The organism is Leptospira yasudae, assembly GCF_003545925.1.
Classification (GTDB): Bacteria; Spirochaetota; Leptospiria; order Leptospirales; family Leptospiraceae; genus Leptospira; species Leptospira yasudae.
In genome coordinates, this window is the sequence record NZ_QHCU01000002.1 from 573,272 (window position 1) to 591,231 (window position 17,960).

18 protein-coding genes are annotated in these 17,960 nt (G+C 46.3%); 10 read left to right on the plus strand and 8 right to left on the minus strand.

What is annotated here, in order from left to right; genetic code table 11:
- Nucleotides 1–171: 171 nt before the first annotated feature.
- Entirely contained in the window at nucleotides 172–879 is a 708-nt protein-coding gene (locus DLM76_RS07935) for a hypothetical protein (RefSeq protein WP_118954111.1), read from the minus strand.
- A 394-nt stretch (nucleotides 880–1,273) separates the two neighbouring features.
- Here DLM76_RS07935 and DLM76_RS07940 point away from each other — a divergent pair, with 394 nt between their 5' ends.
- The 4 genes from DLM76_RS07940 to DLM76_RS07955 all read left to right on the plus strand — a co-directional run bounded on the left by DLM76_RS07940 (nucleotide 1,274) and on the right by DLM76_RS07955 (nucleotide 4,750).
- Nucleotides 1,274–1,657 carry a phasin-related domain-containing protein gene (locus DLM76_RS07940; protein WP_118954110.1) on the plus strand — a complete coding sequence of 128 codons (384 nt, stop codon included), beginning with the start codon at nucleotides 1,274–1,276 and terminating at the stop codon, nucleotides 1,655–1,657.
- 103 nt (nucleotides 1,658–1,760) lie between these two features.
- On the plus strand, nucleotides 1,761–2,570 hold the full coding sequence (locus tag DLM76_RS07945) for a hypothetical protein (protein ID WP_118964856.1): 810 nt from the start codon (nucleotides 1,761–1,763) through the stop codon (nucleotides 2,568–2,570).
- A 4-nt stretch (nucleotides 2,571–2,574) separates the two neighbouring features.
- On the plus strand, nucleotides 2,575–3,360 hold the full coding sequence (locus DLM76_RS07950) for a glycerophosphodiester phosphodiesterase (RefSeq protein ID WP_118964960.1): 786 nt from the start codon (nucleotides 2,575–2,577) through the stop codon (nucleotides 3,358–3,360).
- Nucleotides 3,361–3,688: 328 nt separating this feature from the next.
- Nucleotides 3,689–4,750, plus strand: a complete 1,062-nt coding sequence (locus tag DLM76_RS07955) for an alpha/beta hydrolase (protein ID WP_118964857.1) — start codon at nucleotides 3,689–3,691, stop codon at nucleotides 4,748–4,750.
- Between the two features lie 9 nt (nucleotides 4,751–4,759).
- On the opposite strand, the gene DLM76_RS07960 is transcribed toward DLM76_RS07955, so the two are convergent.
- Nucleotides 4,760–5,191, minus strand: a complete 432-nt coding sequence (locus DLM76_RS07960) for an SET domain-containing protein (RefSeq protein ID WP_118954106.1) — start codon at nucleotides 5,189–5,191, stop codon at nucleotides 4,760–4,762.
- Between the two features lie 130 nt (nucleotides 5,192–5,321).
- Between DLM76_RS07960 and DLM76_RS07965 the strand changes: the two genes are divergently transcribed.
- The 3 genes from DLM76_RS07965 to DLM76_RS07975 are packed head-to-tail and all read left to right on the plus strand — an operon-like array spanning nucleotide 5,322 to nucleotide 6,535.
- Nucleotides 5,322–5,810, plus strand: a complete 489-nt coding sequence (locus tag DLM76_RS07965) for an RNA pyrophosphohydrolase (RefSeq protein ID WP_118954105.1) — start codon at nucleotides 5,322–5,324, stop codon at nucleotides 5,808–5,810.
- Nucleotides 5,810–6,244 carry a globin domain-containing protein gene (locus DLM76_RS07970; protein ID WP_425528934.1) on the plus strand — a complete coding sequence of 145 codons (435 nt, stop codon included), beginning with the start codon at nucleotides 5,810–5,812 and terminating at the stop codon, nucleotides 6,242–6,244. Before DLM76_RS07965 ends, DLM76_RS07970 begins: the two co-directional genes overlap by 1 nt.
- A gap of 3 nt (nucleotides 6,245–6,247) precedes the next feature.
- The gene (locus tag DLM76_RS07975) at nucleotides 6,248–6,535 is read left to right on the plus strand and encodes an acylphosphatase (RefSeq protein ID WP_118954103.1); all 288 of its coding nucleotides are present in this window, start codon (nucleotides 6,248–6,250) and stop codon (nucleotides 6,533–6,535) included.
- A 35-nt stretch (nucleotides 6,536–6,570) separates the two neighbouring features.
- Here the strand turns inward: DLM76_RS07975 and DLM76_RS07980 are convergent, their stop codons facing one another.
- Nucleotides 6,571–8,157 (minus strand): exonuclease, encoded by a 1,587-nt coding sequence (locus DLM76_RS07980; protein WP_118954102.1) that lies wholly within the window; start codon nucleotides 8,155–8,157, stop codon nucleotides 6,571–6,573.
- A 302-nt stretch (nucleotides 8,158–8,459) separates the two neighbouring features.
- Here DLM76_RS07980 and DLM76_RS07985 point away from each other — a divergent pair, with 302 nt between their 5' ends.
- Nucleotides 8,460–9,446: an aldo/keto reductase gene (locus tag DLM76_RS07985; RefSeq protein WP_241548208.1), complete on the plus strand. Its 987-nt coding sequence runs from the start codon at nucleotides 8,460–8,462 to the stop codon at nucleotides 9,444–9,446.
- On the opposite strand, the gene DLM76_RS07990 is transcribed toward DLM76_RS07985, so the two are convergent.
- From DLM76_RS07990 to DLM76_RS08005, 4 genes are read right to left on the minus strand one after another with little or no spacing between them, the layout of a single operon-like run.
- On the minus strand, nucleotides 9,431–10,144 hold the full coding sequence (locus DLM76_RS07990) for a potassium channel family protein (RefSeq protein ID WP_118964859.1): 714 nt from the start codon (nucleotides 10,142–10,144) through the stop codon (nucleotides 9,431–9,433). The genes DLM76_RS07985 and DLM76_RS07990 overlap by 16 nt on opposite strands.
- Before the next feature lie 12 nt (nucleotides 10,145–10,156).
- The gene (locus DLM76_RS07995; protein ID WP_118964860.1) at nucleotides 10,157–11,956 is read right to left on the minus strand and encodes a TrkH family potassium uptake protein; all 1,800 of its coding nucleotides are present in this window, start codon (nucleotides 11,954–11,956) and stop codon (nucleotides 10,157–10,159) included.
- Nucleotides 11,956–12,768: a hypothetical protein gene (locus DLM76_RS08000; RefSeq protein ID WP_118964861.1), complete on the minus strand. Its 813-nt coding sequence runs from the start codon at nucleotides 12,766–12,768 to the stop codon at nucleotides 11,956–11,958. Before DLM76_RS08000 ends, DLM76_RS07995 begins: the two co-directional genes overlap by 1 nt.
- A gap of 56 nt (nucleotides 12,769–12,824) precedes the next feature.
- Nucleotides 12,825–14,126, minus strand: a complete 1,302-nt coding sequence (locus DLM76_RS08005; RefSeq protein ID WP_118964961.1) for an amidohydrolase family protein — start codon at nucleotides 14,124–14,126, stop codon at nucleotides 12,825–12,827.
- Between the two features lie 174 nt (nucleotides 14,127–14,300).
- Between DLM76_RS08005 and DLM76_RS08010 the strand changes: the two genes are divergently transcribed.
- Nucleotides 14,301–15,674, plus strand: a complete 1,374-nt coding sequence (locus DLM76_RS08010; protein ID WP_118964862.1) for an MATE family efflux transporter — start codon at nucleotides 14,301–14,303, stop codon at nucleotides 15,672–15,674.
- Between the two features lie 73 nt (nucleotides 15,675–15,747).
- Nucleotides 15,748–16,770: a GDP-mannose 4,6-dehydratase gene (gene gmd, locus DLM76_RS08015; RefSeq protein ID WP_118964863.1), complete on the plus strand. Its 1,023-nt coding sequence runs from the start codon at nucleotides 15,748–15,750 to the stop codon at nucleotides 16,768–16,770.
- 382 nt (nucleotides 16,771–17,152) lie between these two features.
- Here gmd and DLM76_RS08020 read toward each other — a convergent pair whose 3' ends face one another.
- On the minus strand, nucleotides 17,153–17,947 hold the full coding sequence (locus DLM76_RS08020; RefSeq protein WP_118964864.1) for a DNA-3-methyladenine glycosylase family protein: 795 nt from the start codon (nucleotides 17,945–17,947) through the stop codon (nucleotides 17,153–17,155).
- Between the last annotated feature and the right edge of the window lie 13 nt (nucleotides 17,948–17,960).

The following is a 17,960-nucleotide window of genomic DNA, read 5'->3' on the forward strand; positions in this document are numbered from 1 at the left end:
ATCCGATGACGGATATCATTTGAATATATATGAACGATTTCCTTTTTTCCTTGCAGGTTATATACTGATCAAATTTTGGATGACGATTGTAAGAAAAGGAATGCGCGAGATCTTAGAAGCGCTTCTTTGTGAGAAAGCAATTTTCTGATCCCGCGTTTGAAACGTTACGAATTAATCGACTTTATACACGTATTCAAGAACGAATCCATCTCCTCCGTATAGAAGATAGTTGTTCCTTCTCCAAGCGGCTCTTTCCTGCGGATTATTACCCATCGTGTTGCTTCCGACCGGATAATAAAGGATGTTGGATTCATGCGAGTTTCCGTTTACGAATAATCCGATCTTCTGTTCCGTTACGTAAAAGTTTACTGTATTGATATCGGCCGCCGTAAACGGAACGACCAAACCCAATCCGTCGATCTCGGTGTTGTTGATTCCATCGATAAAAAATTCAAGATAGGCCATGTATCGTTTACCGCTGACTGTGATAAATCTAGGGACTTCGTTTTCGATGACGACCGGAACGACTGTGTTGGTGACCGTATTGTTCGCATCCATTTCTCTTACATAAACGAGTAATCCCCCACCCGCCATTTGTGCGTCGCCTTTCAGAATAATCGCCGTATGCCCGTTGGACGTCTCCGTTTCGTTCGTTGTAGATTTCGGATTCCCGGTTGCGTCGCATTCACGAAACGTAGTTCCATGAGTTTTTAAGATATTTACTACCTGTGTGGTACCCGTAAGCGCGAGAAGTGATTGATTGTTATCCGATTCCTTATGATTACACTGAAGCAAGCTGAAAAGCGCAATCAGTAGCAGCGAAAGAAAACCGGTCAGCGTACGGAGTTGATCATCCTTTTTTCGTATTAAGCGTATCATTCTTATCCACCTTTTCACTTATCTTAAACTCCGAAGGGTTTAAGTTTTTCGGTTTTTATTTGAAAAACATTCTGAATTTATAATAGTGTGCTCCTGTTTTCGCGTTTGGAAAAAGCGAGAATTCTTTTCAAAGACTTCTCCATTGAAATTTCGATACAAACGTCAGTCTGTTTGTCCCGACAATCTTCCGCTTCAGACAAGCTGTCGTAGAATTTAGGAAATAAAATGACCGCTTCTCAAAAAACGCCGGAACATCGGCGTTTAGCCGATTTTGCAAGTGCGGCAGAAAAAATATTTTTTCGCGTAATTTTTTCTTTTTTAGGTTGACTGAAATTGTGCAGTGCAATACAAAAGGATTGTGCATTGCACAAAGAATCTCAAGGAGAAAAATCGAATGGAAAAGCAAATTCTAGATGTTCTGAATGCGGGTCTGGGACTCATCAAAGCTGGTCAAGAAGGTCTGGGTAAAGCGAAAGCTGATCTCGAAAAAACCTATTTGGAGCTTGTTACAAAAGGCGCTGCCGACAATTCCGAAGCGACTGTAAAAATCCGCGAAACCGTTGATAAAGTTATCAACGACATCAAAGAAGTTACTTCCGTTGCTGGAAAGAACTACGAAGAGACCAGAGCTAAGATCATCGAGAACTACAACAAAATCACCGAAGAGATCAAAAACAAAATCCCTGAAGGCCAAATCGAAGCTGTAAAAGCAAAAATTAACGAAGTGGCTGAAGCGATCAAAACAACCACTTCCGGTAAAGCTCCGGCTTCTAAATAATTAGAATCCTATCTTTCCCTCTCGGGCGGGGAACAACCCGCCTGAACCCTTTCTTTTTCCTTTCTCTTGACAACCGACTTCCTTCCGATACACTTTTTGTCCTATGCAAAGAGCCGATTACCGATTTCACGTTCTCATTTTTGCGCTATTACTAATATTCGCTTCGGACGTATTTTCGCAAAACATCGTTCCGGTTCCGCAAAACGATCCGCACGAACAAGACCAAGGGAAGAATTCCGATTTACGCTCCAATCCGAATGCGTCCGAACAACCGCAAGGTCTTACGCAAAAAGAAATCCGAATGAAACGAAAATTCTTCTTAGGAGGAATTTATTTTCCGGGATACGCATCGACGATTCTCGGTTGGAACGCTTGGAAGAACGTTACGATCGGAGTTCAATACTATCAGAACTTGCACAAAACGAACGGGGATTACGATTCCAGATATTCATATATCGTAAACTACGGAATTGCGAGACAATCCGATCGAGAATGGAAATCGGCGGGCGGCGGAATTTTCGTGAACTACTTCATCGCGGATTCTTCCGTTTATATTCCGATCGCGATCGGAGGAGAATACTTTAGAAATACTCGATACGATCAGTTTATCGATACGACCGGAGTTCAATCCTATCGTTCGGAAAGGATCAATCTGGACTACGGTCCCCGTTATTACGCGGGAACCGGTTTGGGAATCCGTCATCAACTTGAATCGGGTTTCTTTTTCGGATTCGAAGTTCTTATGAGAGCGTTCGGACCGTATCATAAAAACGTAACGATCGAAACTCTGGATATTATCAATCGGCCGGTTTCCATTACGGATTATTGGATTCGAAAAGAAGAAATAAAACGAGATCACGCGGGAAGAGCGTATGACGCAGGCGTCGATTTTTCGGTGGGATTCGCGTTCTGAACGTATGATAGAAACCATAAACGACAAAAACGATCTCAAACGCCCGCTCGTATTCGCACATCGCGGCTATAGCGGAGAATTTCCCGAAAACACGATGATCGCTTTTAAAAAGGCGATCGATGTGAAAGCCGATCTCATCGAGTTGGACGTAACCCTTTCGGAGGATCGGGAAGTCGTGGTCATTCACGACGACGATCTGGATCGAACGACAAAACTCGTGGGAAGCGTTCGCAACTTCGAAGCGGAGATTCTGACGGACTTGGACGCGGGTTCCTGGTTTTCGCGGAAGTATAAGAAGGAAACGATTCCTTTGTTAAGCGACGTTCTTCGTTTGATCCGGAAATCGAAGACGGATCTGAACGTCGAAATCAAATCGACTGCGATGGATTCTTCCGTAAACGAAAACTCGATCGAAACGAAGGTCTTGCATTTGATTCGAACGTTTCAAGTTTCGGATCGAATCGTTATCTCTTCTTTTTCCTGGGAATGTTTGGAAAGAATCCGCAATCTCGATCCGCGGATCAAGTTAGGCGTCCTTGTCGGAGACGAAAGCGGCAACGTGGAAGAGGCGATCGCGTTTGCGGAAACGATTCGCGCTTGGAGCATTCACCCTTCCACCGAGGAAGCGACCGAAGAGAATCTCCGCCGCATCTCGGAAAAAAATTTCCTGAGCGTCGTTTATACGGTCAACGAGGTTTCGGAAATGAAACGGTTTTTGGGAAGAGGCGCGAACGGGCTTTTTACGAATTTCCCGAAGCAGATGCGGCGGCTCGTCAAAAAAGGTTTTTGAAACAATGTGGTAGTTCCTACATTGTTTTACTGAGAAACATTGAAGTTGTAAGAGTTCCCACATTGTTTTTACTGTAAACTTTTGAAAGTGAAGGAGTTCCCACAAACTTTTACGGTAAAACAATCTAAGAAACGAAGGAGTTCCCACATTCTAATCGTACTACGGCCCCCTTGGTCCCCGACGGCGGGTCAAATCATCGCAAGAACCGTAAAGCTCCGGGATTTACGAAACGCTAAATTCTCCGCTCAAAGCTGAATTGTAATTTTTCCGTAATCGCAAACCAATACAAACCCGTCATATTTTACATTTAAGGAACAAAGTCTTCGGTATGAAAAATTTTTTCTCCGCGATCAAATTCGCACTCAACACACGCAATCATGCAACGAAAGGAATTCTCGAAGAAGAACTGCAGCTGACCATCGGAAACGAAACCGTGGGAATTCTAAAATTCTTTCCCGAAAACAAAACGAAGACCAGAGGTACGATCCTTGCCGTAAACGGAATGGCGTATCTTGGAAATCAAGATCCGCGGTTTAAAGCCGTTTGTCGAGGAATGGCTTCCTGCGGATTTCTCGTGTTTTCTCCGCAGATGCAGGAGATCAGCGAATTCAAGATCAAACTCGAAAGCATCGAAAAGATCAAGGGATTGATTCTTACCTTATCCTCCGATCCTGCGTTTTGTCCGGACGGAAGAATCTCTTTGTTCGCGCCTTCCTTTTCCGCGAGTATGGGTTTGATCGCAGCGGCGGAACCGGACGTGGGGCAAAGGGTAAAATCCATCTGCACGATCGGGGCGTACGGAAACGTAAAAACGACTCTCGATTATCTGATGTCCGCGGACGATTCGGACGAGTATGGAAGAATGATCCTTCTGTGGAACTTCGTTCATTTCGGAATCGGTGAAAACGAAGAAGTCCGCAAAGCGTTGCACGCGAGCATCCTGGACGGAAGTATTCTCCGGGATTCCCCGGAACTACCCAAGGTTCTCGAAACCATGAAACCGGATAACAGAGAAATCTTTATCAAACTCAAAGAGGATCGGGAATATCGCTCCGAGATTTGGGATCGTATCGTTCGTAACGCGGGACCGTTCCGTTCGTTTCTTCAGGATCTTCAGGTTTACAATAAACTCGAGGACTTAAGAGCGCATGTCGCGCTGATTCACGGGGTGAGGGATAACGTGGTTCCCGCTTCGGAGTCTTCTTTGATTTTGGAACGATTGTTGGAAAGGGATCTTCCTCAAAATCGATCTAAGCTGGTTTTAACGCCTTTGATCTCTCACGGAGATATCGGCATTACTTTAAGAACATTGCCTGCGCTGTGGAGTCTTTTGGGAGGATTTGCGTTTTTCTTCAAACACGCGGCGTCCAAGACCGCCGCTTCCGTTTAAAGGGAGAATTCAGTTTCTTTCCACCGGATCGATGTCCGTATTGATCCAGTATTCGTCTCCGTAATCGAAGAATAATTCTTCACCCGCTTTGATTTTGCGGATCGCTTCGAATCTTGCGGTCTTCCAGCGAACCGATACGACTAACTTAACGTTCGGTTTGGAGCTGTGATTCATAAAGCGGGTATAATTGCTTTCCTTACCTTCTCCATAGATCCAATGGTCCTTACAGATCCAGAGTAAATACTTCGATTCGCAGTATTTGGATGAGTTCGCGATTTTATCCGAAAGAATTCTTCCGGTATAATAACCGATCGTATCGCCTTTGTTGACGTTCTCTTTGGGGAAGAGTCCCATGCCGATTCCGGGAATCGAAGACGCTTTGATATCGAAGTCCTTTTCTTTAAAGATACGGGAACGAGAAGACTTTTTACGTAACTGCATTGTTGAGACTCAAACTCCTAAGAAGACAAGGATGTTATGTGTATGATTCCCAAGAGAGTATAAAATTTGCAACTGAATTCCAAACATAAAACTTCTTGTCTTTTCAAAGCCGGACCTGAAGCCTATTCGTATGGAAAAGCCCTACAGAAAGAACGTCGGGATGGTCGTGTTCAATTCTCGCGGAGAGGTTTTGGTCGGTGAGAGGCTGAATTTTTTAGGCTCTTGGCAGTTTCCTCAAGGCGGAATCGACGAAGAGGAAGATCCCACAACGGCCGCTCTGAGGGAATTGTATGAAGAAGTCGGCATCAACACCGGTGCGATCGTATCCGAATATCCGGAATGGATTCCGTATGACTTTCCCGAAAACCTTCCTCTCAACCGTCATCTTCAGAAATACAGGGGACAACTTCAGAAATGGTTCCTCATTCATTGGGATGGAGAAGCCGATCAATGCGATCTCGACGTTCATGAAAGGGAATTCGAAACGGTCCGGTTTATACCGATCGAAAAGACTCTAGAGACGGTCGTTCCGTTTAAAAAAGACGTATATTATAAAATTGTAAACGACTTCGGACCTAAGATCCGAACCTTTCTCGGGAAAGCCGGAACCGACTCATGATGGAAGAACGTCCTCTTTTTATTCCGCCGAGCGGACCGCCCGGTCCGATTCCCGGTCTGCAAACGGTCTTCGCTTCCGCAGGGGAGAATGGTCTACGCAGACTCGTTTCCGATTTTTACGATCAAATTCCGTCGAGCCCGATCGCTTTTATGTTTCCCGAAGATCTGGAAGAGAGTAAAATCAAATCCGCCGATTTTTTGATTCAAGTAACGGGCGGTCCTCCGTTGTATTCCCAGAACTACGGACCGCCGAGAATGCGCGCGAGACATCTTCCGTTTCCGATCGATGAAAAGGCGAGAAGGGTCTGGCTTGCCTGTTATCGCAAGGCCTTGGAAGATTGGGAAGCGGAAGAATCCGTGAAGGAAATTCTTTGGAATTTTTTTAGGGACTTTTCGGCGTGGATGGTGAACTTGGAAAGCAAAACGGAGGAATGATCGATGGGATCCAAAAATAATTCAAGAGCGAAGATTCTCGTGCGCGGTAAAGTGCAAGGCGTCGGGTTCCGTTATTACATTCTTCAGAGAGCGCAGGAATGCAGGCTCAGCGGTTTTACGCAGAATCTTCCCGGCGGCGAAGTCGAAACCGTCGTCGAAGGCGATAAGATGTTTATCGAAGATTTATACAAGGCCATTCAAAGAGGACCGAAAGGTTCCGAGGTGAAAGAAGCGCTCATCACTTGGGAAGATCCGAAAGGCAATTTTAGAACTTTTGAAATTAAGAAGTAAGATCCATTCAAATGGAAAGGTTCGAACTTTTCATTTCAAGCGCGCTTTGATTTCAGATTCGGTTTTTCTTCCGTGACCGAATCGAATTCGGCTTGGGTTTCGCTCAGCCATTCGGCTCGGATTTTTTCCAGTTGTTTTCTGCGGTTTTCCTTATAAGCGATTTCACGGCTGAGTTGTTCGAATTGAGTGATCGATTCTTCGTGTTCGAGCGAACTTTCCAACAATCCGTACACTCCTAAAAAGTTCAGCACTTTGGAAAACCAGGAAAGGTTTTCCTTGTAACAGGAATATTTCAGTCTGACGAGCGCGGATTTGAAATCCGGATTCGCATAGAGTTGTCCCAAAGCGCTTTTTTCCTTTTTCAAAAGATATAAGAAATTCTTAATGAGTTCCGTTTTGAACGCGTATTTTTCCGTCATCAGTTGAATCAAAGAAAGAATCGTATCCTCCTTTTTATTACAAAGGCACGCGATCCTTTTTCCTTTTTCGTACCAATCGCAGGAGATACAATCCGGGTCCCGTTTGAGATTGTCCACGATGGAATAGGAAAATTCGCGATCCTCGTCGAGATTGATCGTGACGAATTGCGATAAGGTCTGATTCTTCATCGACATCATCGTTTTGAGCATCTTGATCGACTTGAGTTCCTCGGCGGAGGCGCGCAGATTTCTTTCCCGATCGTGTTTTTGCGCGATGTAATTCGCCAATATTAGAAAATCTTTAAACGATTCGGGAATCAGATCGTTTAGGTTTTCGCCGATGATTTTCAGTTCGTCCGAAACGAATTTTTCCTCGATTCCCGAAATCGGTCCGCTGTGGTTCACGTCGATCACGATTCCCTTTCTATATTCGAGGACCAAACTCCAAGCCGCAGGGAAACGTTCTTTCAGACGTTTGGAAAATTGGTTGAGATAATACCCTTTCAGGATTTCGAACGCTTTGGCGGAAAGTTCGTCGCTAACGTGGAACAATCCCGTCGTTTTTGTGACGGCGATATATTCGCCTTCTTGAATGTTTTCCAGAATGAATTGGATCGAATCTTCGATCGTTTCCTCTTTCAGAAGTTCGCTGAACGTGAACATTTGAATCCATTTTTTGATGCTGAAGGATTCCTTTACGAACGTTCCCGCCGCGGTTCCGGAAATCAGATATTCGAAGATGGAAATGAGTTCGCTGATTTGAAACGGCTCGCAGCCGAGAATGTAGTTTTGAATCGCGAACGCGGATTTGCTCAGACTGTTGAGATAAATTTCTTTGAGGTTTTCGCGGTTCGAATTTTTGAATTCCTTTTCGGAGACGAGACAAAGACATACGGTGAGCTGGCTCGTTTCCGGTAAGAATTTGAATTCCGGAAATACGAAGATGAGATTTTCATCCGAGAGTTTTTTCAGCGTGTTGACGTAGATCGGTTTCGAGCCTTCGTCCCTCCATATCTTCAGAATCTTTCCGCTGAAGAAACCTTCCAACGTGGTATGATTTCGGATCTGATAGAGGATCTCCACTTCTTTCGGACTCAAGAAGATGGCTTCCTGATCGGTCGCGTCCGCTTCGTTTTTCAAATACAGATACGAAGGCATGAGGTTTTCGTATTTCTCATGATCGTAAAGAGATTCCTTATCCAAACGCCGCACCTCGCACGAGTCGAATTTTAGAATAAAGGTCTAACGAGGATTCTACACTACATCGAATTCCAAAATAGCAAAAAACCCGTTCGGGGACTTGATATTTTCATCGGATAAAAAGAAATCAATTCTTTAATCCGAAGTCTAATCGGAAACGTATGCGAAAGTTCTGAAGGACTTCGCGTTCGAAATTAGTAATTTTTAAAGGTCGTTTCCGATTGCGTTTCGACGCAAAAGCCCGATTCTTGGCCTTTGTATAGAGGGGGAACAATTTGAAAAAAAGAAGACTTGGTAAATCGGGAATGGTGGTTTCGGAAATCTGCATGGGCACGATGACCTTCGGTTCCACTTGCGACGAAGCGGAAGCCTTCCGGATTTTAGACAGGGCCTTTGACGCCGGGATCGATTTTTACGATACGGCCGAAATTTATCCGGTTCCGCCTGATGCGAGTTATGTGCACGAGACGGAAAAGATCTTCGGCAAATGGCTCAAGACCAAACGAAGAGACTCGGTCCTGATCGCAACGAAAGTCTGCGGGCCGGGACACGGCTGGTTTGTTCCTCCGGTTCGCGAAGGGAAGACGGCGCTCGATCGCAGAAATATCAGGGTTGCGATCGAAGGAAGTCTTCATCGTCTCGGAACGGATTATGTGGATTTGTATCAGACTCACTGGCCTGACTCCGACTTCGGCTACGAAGAAACGCTCGACGTTCTCACCGAACTTGTCCGCGAAGGAAAGGTTCGTTATATCGGGAACAGCAACGAAACCGCGTGGGGAATGATGAAGAGTCTCGCGGTTTCCGAAAAATTCGGCTTTGCGCGGTATGATTCCATTCAAAATAATTTCAGCATATTAAACCGAAGATTCGAGGACGCGTTAGCCGACATCTGTCGAAGGGAAGGCGTAAGTCTTCTTCCGTATTCTCCTCTTGCGGGCGGGGTTCTTACCGGAAAATACAATTCTCCCAATCCTCCGGAGAACGCGAGATTCAGCCGTTACATCGCCGCGGGCGAAAGACAAAGAAAGATGGCGAACCGTTTTTTAAACGAGGGCACCTTGGCTTCCACGGCTAAACTCGCGAAGATCGCGGAAGAAGCCGGGATGTCCGCTACGGTTCTTGCGGTCGCGTGGTCCAAACAACACGACTACGTCGCGTCCACGATCATCGGTGCGAACACGGTCGAGCAGCTCGAGGAAAGTCTGAAGGCTCAGAATGTCGTATTAACGGAAGACGTTTTAAAAAAGATAGACGAGGTTTCCAAAGAGATTCCTTATCCGATGGGATAAGCGCTCGTAAACCGTTTGATGCTTTCGGAGGTTCCGAAAAGAATCAACACTTCCTTTTCCTGAAATACGGTTTGCGAATCGGGAAGAAACACGACGCCTTCCCGGTCCGCGGAATCCTCTCCGTTCGTTTCTGCTTTTCGTACCGCGACGAGATTGAGTTGAAACTTTTCCCGAAGATTCAGATCCTTCAGTTTTTTTCCGTATAAAAGCGAGGAAATCTCCACTTCAAAAAGACTGTATTCTTCGCTTAACAAAGTCGCCTTTTTTACGCCCTGATAGCTGAGTTGTTCGGCCATCGACGCGGCCGCTCTTTCTTCCGGGTTGAACAGATTTTCGATTCCGATCATCTGAAGAATTTTTCGGTTCACCTCGGAGTGATAGCGTACGTGAAGCGATTCCAATTTCATCTCTTTGAGATGGTACGCGGTCGTAATCAAGGCTTCGAAATTCTCCGCAAGCGCGACGACGATTTCGTCCATGTCTTCCAGATCCAATTCTTCCAAAGAGGATTTGCTGCTTGTGTCGACGCAAACCGCGAGAGCGCAGTGGTCTTTGATTTCTTCTATGACCTTGATGTCCTTGTCGATCGCCGTGACTTCGTGACCGTTCTCGTTTAGATACACGACGAGGGCCTTACCGAATTCTCCCAAGCCGATGACTGCGATTCTTTTTTTATGAGTTTTCTTTTTGGTCGCCACAAACGCCTCCCGTTATCCAACGATAATCGATTCTTCCGGATAGCGAAGACCGGATTTTTTTTCTTTCGGAACGAACGCGATCAAGATGGTCAGCATTCCGACTCTTCCGCCGAACATCATCAAACAGATCAGAATTTTTCCCGGAGAAGTCAATGAAGGAGTGATTCCTCTCGAAAGCCCCGCGGTTCCGAACGCGGATACGACTTCGTAACAAAGATCGATGAACTCGAAATTTTCGGTCAAAGTCAAAAAGAAGATTCCGAAAAAGATCAGAAACAGGGAAACTAAAATCCCAGCGGACGCTCTCGCGATCGAACCGGAAGAGATTCTTCTTCCGAAAACTTCCAGTTCTTCCTTTCCTCGGATGTGATTGAACAGATGCAAAGTGGAAACGGCCAGCGTCGTCGTTTTGATTCCGCCTCCGGTTCCGTTGGGCGATGCGCCGACCCACATCAGAAAGAGAGAAACGAAAACCATCGGAATTCCCATTTTAGAAATACTTAATGTATTGAAGCCGGCCGTTCTCGTGCTGATCGAATAAAAAAGGGAATGAAACCATTGGTCTGCGGGATTCAATCCGGCGAGTGTGAGTTTCGATTCCAGGATGAAATAGGAAACCGTCCCTAAAACGATCAACGCCGCTGAAACGGTCAGGATCAGCTTGGCGCCGAGTTCCATTCTTTGCGGATAATTCTCCCGTTGGAACGACCAGTAAATCAAATGATGCACCGTCGGAAAGCCGAGTCCGCCTAACACGATCAAGATCATCACTACGGAAAGAAACATTTTCTGATGCAGCATCCATTCCGTTTCGAAACCGGATGGAAAGATCGAAAATCCCGCGTTGCAAAACGAACTCACGGAATGAAACAAGGAAGAGAAGATTCTGTTTTTTAAATTCGTTTCGTTTGCATCCGGGTACCATAGAAAGATCAACAAGGCTCCGAACGCTTCGATGAGAAACGTCTGGACCGCCACTTGTTTTAATACGAACGAAGCTCGTCCCACGGTTTCCTGGCTGAACAAATCCTTGATGAGAAGTTTGTTCGTAACGCTGACCTGTCCCGCTAAAAAGATCGCAAAGAAAACCGTAAGAGTCATCAAACCCAAGCCGCCGATCTGAATCAAAACCATGAGGATCGTTTGTCCCGTTCCCGTAAGTTGGGAAGCGACCGCGATCGTGCTGAGACCCGTCACACAAACCGCGCTGACGACCGTAAAGAAAACGTCTACGAGAGCGATCGGAGTTACTTGCGCTCTCGGCGCTGACAACGCAAGCGTTCCGAGTAAAATCAAAATTCCGAAACTGCCGGTGATGACGAGCGAAGGACTGATTTGTCTGTAATTCAACAAATCCGTTTTTCGGATCAAACGGGAGAAGTTGCTGAACAGCAGAAAAATTTGACTCAGGGATAAGAAGGCCAAACTCGCGTCTTCTCCGCTCAACGAATTCAAAGTAAGAAGTTCGTAGATTTCCTTGCTGATGATCTCCTGAAAGACGAGCAGAAACACGACGACCGCTTCGGTGATATGCGTTTTCAAATAGTCGATAAGATTTCCGATCACGAAAAGAAACGAAAGAGCTTCGTAGACGACGAGGGAAATTACGATTCCGTTTACGAGCAGACGAATCCAATGCGTCCACTCGTGCGGATAATAAAATCCGTAGATTAAAATCAAAAGACAAAGGGAAAGAAAACCGCAGATCGAATAATAGATTCTTAAAATCGGATGAATCTTGGATTGATAAAAGAGTGCGGCCTCGCGTCGTATATTCCAGAAACTGAATTTAGTTTCCTGGGGAGAAGACATTAGAAGCTGAGGTTGAACAAGGAAACGTCGATTTTGTATTCTCTTCCCGGAAACGGAGAGGCGCCCGCGATCGGAATCGGAGCTGCGTTTCCGAAACCGAGAGAATCCGCGGAAGTCGGTTCAACCGGAGGAGATTCGGGTTGATTCTCCTTTTTCATGGATTCGTATTCTTTCATATCGTGCCAAGCGTTTGCGAACGCGAGGCTCGTTCCGAAAACTCCGATAAATACGGAACCGCCGAACGTTTTTTGAAACTTGCTCACACCGTCGACTTTTGCGGCGGATGCGATCGCATAACCGAGTCCTAATGTGATCGGAAGGGTCATGAAGAAGATGATCGAAAAACGGCGGAAAGTGGTCTCGGTGTATTTCTCTTCTTCGTGGATTTGATTCTGTCTTTTTTTACGATCGGCTTGCTGCGCTTGCCTTTGAAGAATCGCCTCTACGTTGATTTCTCCCGTTAAGGGATTGATGAGATTTTCCTGACCTCGTTCCACGTTCGGATTGGTCGTTCTTCGTAAACCGCCCGTCGCGGAAAACGGAGGTTCGAACGGAACCTGCGCGTTCTTCGGAGAAACTAAAACCGGTTTTTTGAATTTAGGAGGAACAGCATATTCCTGATAACCGTCCCTGCTCGGGGAAGAATCCTTATAATTTCTCAAATTGAAATCATAAGGGTCCGCAAAGTCGGTTTGGCTCTGGGAAAACAAAGAATGCGGATTCGCGAACGAAAGTATAAGAAGAGCCGCCGCAAAATTTCGAAACTTTACGAATAAATTCAGCTTCTTGGCGATTTCCTGCAAACTGTGCATGGCCTTTCTTCTACAATCTCTCGTGCGCAGGTCGATGCAAGAATTTTTAATGCGGATTAAGGCGCCGATTTTCTTCCGCTTAGAATTTCGGATGTATAAAGAAACGAATTCTGTCTCACTGCCTCCAGAGTTTCCGGGTCGAGACCGATCTTTGCAGCCTTGGAATATTCCTCTTCGATCGTGGTTCCGAAGATTCCGGGATCGTCCGTGGAGATCGTGAATCTCATTTGATTCTTTGCAAAGCGGAGAATCGGATGTGATTCCGGATTAGAAACCATTCCGATGTATTCGTTCGAACTCGGACAGGATTCGATGACCGCGTTCGTCGCCTTAATTTTCGACATACAATAATTTTGAAAGCCGAGACATTCTTCCGAATAGGAAGAATCGAATTGTAAGGAAACCGTTTCCTTATGTTTGAGCGAGTCGATCTCGTTTCCGATCTTTTCTCTCGAAGGAAGTTCCAAGAAAGAATCCAGTTCTTCCTTTCGATCGTAATAGAATCGGAGTTGATCGAGTCTTTCCTCTTTCGATTCGAGAATCGGAACGTTCTTTTTTTCGGAAGGGTGAAGTCCGAGCGCGATCGCGTGACCGAGACGATGCGCTCCCCATTCCGCGGATTCCAAAACCCAACGGCACGCTGAAAGAATGGACTTATCCTGAAAACTTTCTCCCACGTGATATAGAATCGCGAGCGCCTTGTCCGTTTCGGTTCGATTGTCTTTGTTGACTTCCTCGAAAAACTTTCGTTTGTCCTTGGGAGGAAAACCTTCTTCAATATAACAAAAATCTAATGCGGTTAGATATTCCGCGACGAGGGAATTCTTTTCCATGAACCCTTTTAAGAGAGAATATTCCCGAAAGACGTCTCCTTCCCTGTGAAGGGAAACGGCGAGCCGTCCGATCGCTCGGCCGTTCGTTTCCTGTTCGGCGCGGGCCAAACCTTCGCAGGCCGCGACGGTTTTGTCGTAGATTCCCTGTTCCGTATCCAAAGGAGAATACATGATTCTATATTCTCCGTAGGCGACTCCCTGGGAAAATTGATCTTGAACGACTCGGGTGGCGACTAACGCGACTTCTTCCGGATTGAATTTGGAAAGCGCGATGATGAGATTGAACTTGGCTTGAAATTCGGGAAACGGTCCTCTGTGATTGAATTGATAGAGTTTGCGGAAATCTTCCGGGTTTTTGTAATCCTCGAAGAAGGTTTCCGCGGAAATTTTTTTACCGAAACATTGTTGATAGGAATTCGTAAAAATTTCCCACCGCGGGGAAGGGTTAGACTTTCCCATTTCGTAAAGAAATTCGGAAGTGATCGAACCGTAGAGATGATTGTGAAGATCCGCGTATCGTTTCATGACGTTATAAAAATCGTTGCGTTCGTATCGTTTTTCATTCTTCGTTTTCCGAAATTCTCGCCGCGACAAAATGACGATTCGGTTTCATCCGAGTTTGAAGATCTCTAACGTGGAAGAAAGTTTTTTTTGAAAATGGATGGTCAACTTGTTTCGGAATAAAATTCTGGGAGAACCGTGAGAACTCTTCATCATTTAGCTCATACTTTTTATAGAAACATTCGTCCGAGTCTTTTGAACTCGATGATCTTAAAACTCGCGGTTCCCGTCGTGTTCGGGATGCTCAGTCAAACCGTGGTTTGGGTGACCGATACGATGATGGTCGGAAGGCTCGGAAAGAATTCGATCGCCGCGATCGGGATCGGAGGAATCGCGCACTTTACGGTTCTCGCTTTTTTAATGGGATTTGCGATGGGGATTCAGGTCATCATCGCGAGACGATTCGGAGAAAAGAACGATTCCGAAATCGGTAGGATCGGAGTTACGACCTTATATATCGTTCTCGTATTCGGAGGACTTTTGTCGATCGGCGGTGCATACGCCAGCGATTGGTTGATGACCTTGCTCAATAAGGACGAGATTGTCAGAGGTTTGTCGAGCGATTACCTCTATTTTCGTTTTATAGGAACCGTATTCTTCTTTTTGCTGTTCACGACAAGAGCGTTTACGGACGGGTTGGGGATTACGACCGCCGGACTTGCGTCCATGATCATAACCTGTTTTGCGAATATATTCTTAAACTGGGTGTTGATCTACGGGAATCTCGGGTTCGAAGCGATGGGAGTCAAAGGTGCGGCGATCGCTTCTTCCTTGGCGGGAGGCGCAGGTTTGATCGCGTTTCCGTTTTACTTCTACTCGAAAGGTCTCGGAAAATATTTTACGCACGTATCTTGGAGTTTTAGTTGGGATCATTTCCGCGAGATTTTAAAAGCGAGCACCGCGCCCGCCCTTGCGGAACTTCTCAACAACGTTTCCTTTATGATCTTTACCGAGTTTGCGACCGTGGTGGGGACCACTGCATTAGCGGTTACGAATATGCTTTTCAGCACGTTGAGTTTATCGTTTCTTCCGGGATATGCGTTCGGAATTGCCGCGACTACGATTTTGGGTCAGGCCTTAGGAGCGGGAAAACCGAAACTCGCGTATCACGGAGCGTTTCGTTCCGCGTTCTTTGCCGCTTGTGTTATGGGAAGTATGGGATTGATTTTTATTCTCTGGGGAAAAGAGATGTTATCCTTTTATACGAAGGATGAGGAACTGATTCAGGAAGCCTATTCGCCGCTGGTGATCTTGGGAGTCATTCAGATCGTGGACGCGTATCATATGGTGATTGCCTGTGCGCTTCGAGGTGCGGGATTGCAGGACTTTGTGTTTCGCGCTTATACGGCCGCTTCTTATCTTGTGTTTTTACCTTCCGCGTACTTTATGGGAATTTATCTCAAAATGGGATCGACCGGATTGTGGTCCGGAATCGTGGCTTGGGTTGTGGTTCTTGCGCTCGTGTTCGTGGTTCGGTTTCGCAGAAAGGATTGGGTCCACAGCCGGGTTTAAACGGGTTTTCGCGTGAGAATCGGGCGTTAAACTTTCTTGCCAGATCCGGTTTTTGGGTTTTTCTGGTCTGAAGATGAAAAAAGCACTCATAACCGGGATCACCGGACAGGACGGATCCTATCTTACGGAGTTTCTCCTGGAGAAGGGGTATCAAGTTCACGGGATCGTCAGAAGATCCAGCATGTTCAATCGTGCGAGAATCGAACATCTCCGTGGAAACTCCAATCTCGTTCTGCATTATGGTGACTTAACCGACTCAAGTAACTTAAATCGGATTCTGGAAAAAGTGAATCCGGACGAAATCTACAATCTCGCGGCGCAATCGCACGTGGGTGTTTCCTTTGAAGTTCCAGAATATACGGCGGAAGCCGACGCGGTCGGAACACTGCGAATTTTAGACGCGATCAAGCAGATCGGAGTCAAAAGCCGTTTTTATCAAGCATCCACCTCCGAGCTGTATGGAAAGGTGCAAGCGATTCCGCAAACCGAAACGACCCCGTTCTATCCAAGATCACCGTATGCAGTGGCAAAACTCTATGCGTATTGGGCTGTCGTAAATTACAGAGAAGCGTTCGGAATCCACGCATCCAATGGAATTTTATTCAACCACGAATCACCGCGCCGCGGAGAAGGATTCGTAACGAGAAAGATCACGATCGGAGTCGCCAACCTTCTCGCGAAAAAAGGCGGACCGATCCAACTCGGGAACATGGACGCAAAGAGAGACTGGGGATACGCACCGGACTACGTCGAAATGATGTGGATGATGTTGCAACAACCCGACGCGGACGATTACGTCGTCGCGACGAACGAAACTCACACGGTAAGAGAATTCGTGGAGAAGTCTTTCGGATGTGCGGGAGTTCAGGTTCGTTGGGACGGAAAAGGCGATTCCGAAAAGGGATTCGACGCGAAGTCCGGTCAGCTTCTCGTGGAAGTGAACCCGAAATTTTACAGACCGACCGAAGTGGATATTCTCATCGGAGATCCGGCGAAAGCGAAGAAAAAGCTGGGCTGGGAACCGAAAGTGAAATTCGAACAACTCGTTCAGATCATGACCAAAGCCGATTGCGAATTGGTCGGAATCAAACTCTAAAAAATCGATTCAAGTTTTTGAATACTACGGCGGGCGTCTCCTCACTGCGTGAGGACCGAGCTTGCTCCGCGCTCTCGGTCGTCTCCTTCGGAGACGACTGCTGCGCACGCTTCGCATCTCTGACGCGGGATTGAGGGTGTGGATTTAGTAGTAGTTCCGACGGTTTTGCTTTAAAAGAAGGTCGCCCCCGCCCGAGAAAACTCAATGAGTTGCTCTCCTCGGATCGCAACTCAGGGTGGAGAGGTGGGGCTCGTGGGAAAAAACGCGTAAATTCGCTTATAACAGAAAATTCTGAAATACGCAAGTAGATTAGACACAATTCGGTTTTTTGGGAACTCTTACAAAACCGGGTATTCAGTCGTTTCCTTTTTAGATCGGTGTTCTACCAGCCCTCTCCGCCGTCCACATCGGCCCAAAGATACCACGAAAGAATCGTGCGATACGGAGAATACTTCTTCAGAAAGTGAATGATTTCCTTTTTATTGTCTTTGGAGATTCCGTAGTGTTTTTCCACGGATTTACGCAGGATCAAATCGTTGATCGAAAAATGATCCCAACGATCCAGAGCGAAGATCAATACCATCTCGGCCGTCCAAGGTCCGACTCCCTTCAAGGAACAAAGCAGATCCAACACATTCGAATCATCTAATTTACGAAGTTTTGTGTCCGTGATTTCCTTACTGGAATAAGATTCCGCGACCCGTTTGATCGTTTCGGTTTTTGCCTGGGAAACGCCGATCTTTCTCAGAGCCGTATTCGGAATTTCTAAAATACGTTCGGGAGCAGGAAGTTTCCTGCCTCCCGCAAGCGCGATCAGTCTGCGTTCGAACGTAAGCGCGACCTTGGTCGAGAGTTGTTGTCCTAAAACGGATTTGATCAAAACTTGATAAGGAGTTCCGATCGTTCGAAGTTGACAAGGTCCGACACCGTCGATCAGCTTCTTCGTGACCGAATCTTGTTTCCGCAGCCAATCGGTAGCTTTTTGAAGACGGACCTTGCGGTCTTCCGACTTTTGGGAAACCGACGATGATCCTTTCCAATCTCCGTTTTTTTTATTTTTCAAAGGTTCCGACAAGGAACGCGAAGATTGCTTGACGACGTCGGACTTTTTGGACTTTGCGGAAGCCAAAGCGGAAGAATCTTTCGGAGGATTGGAATTGGAGGAGGACGAGGACATCTCGATCAAAGAA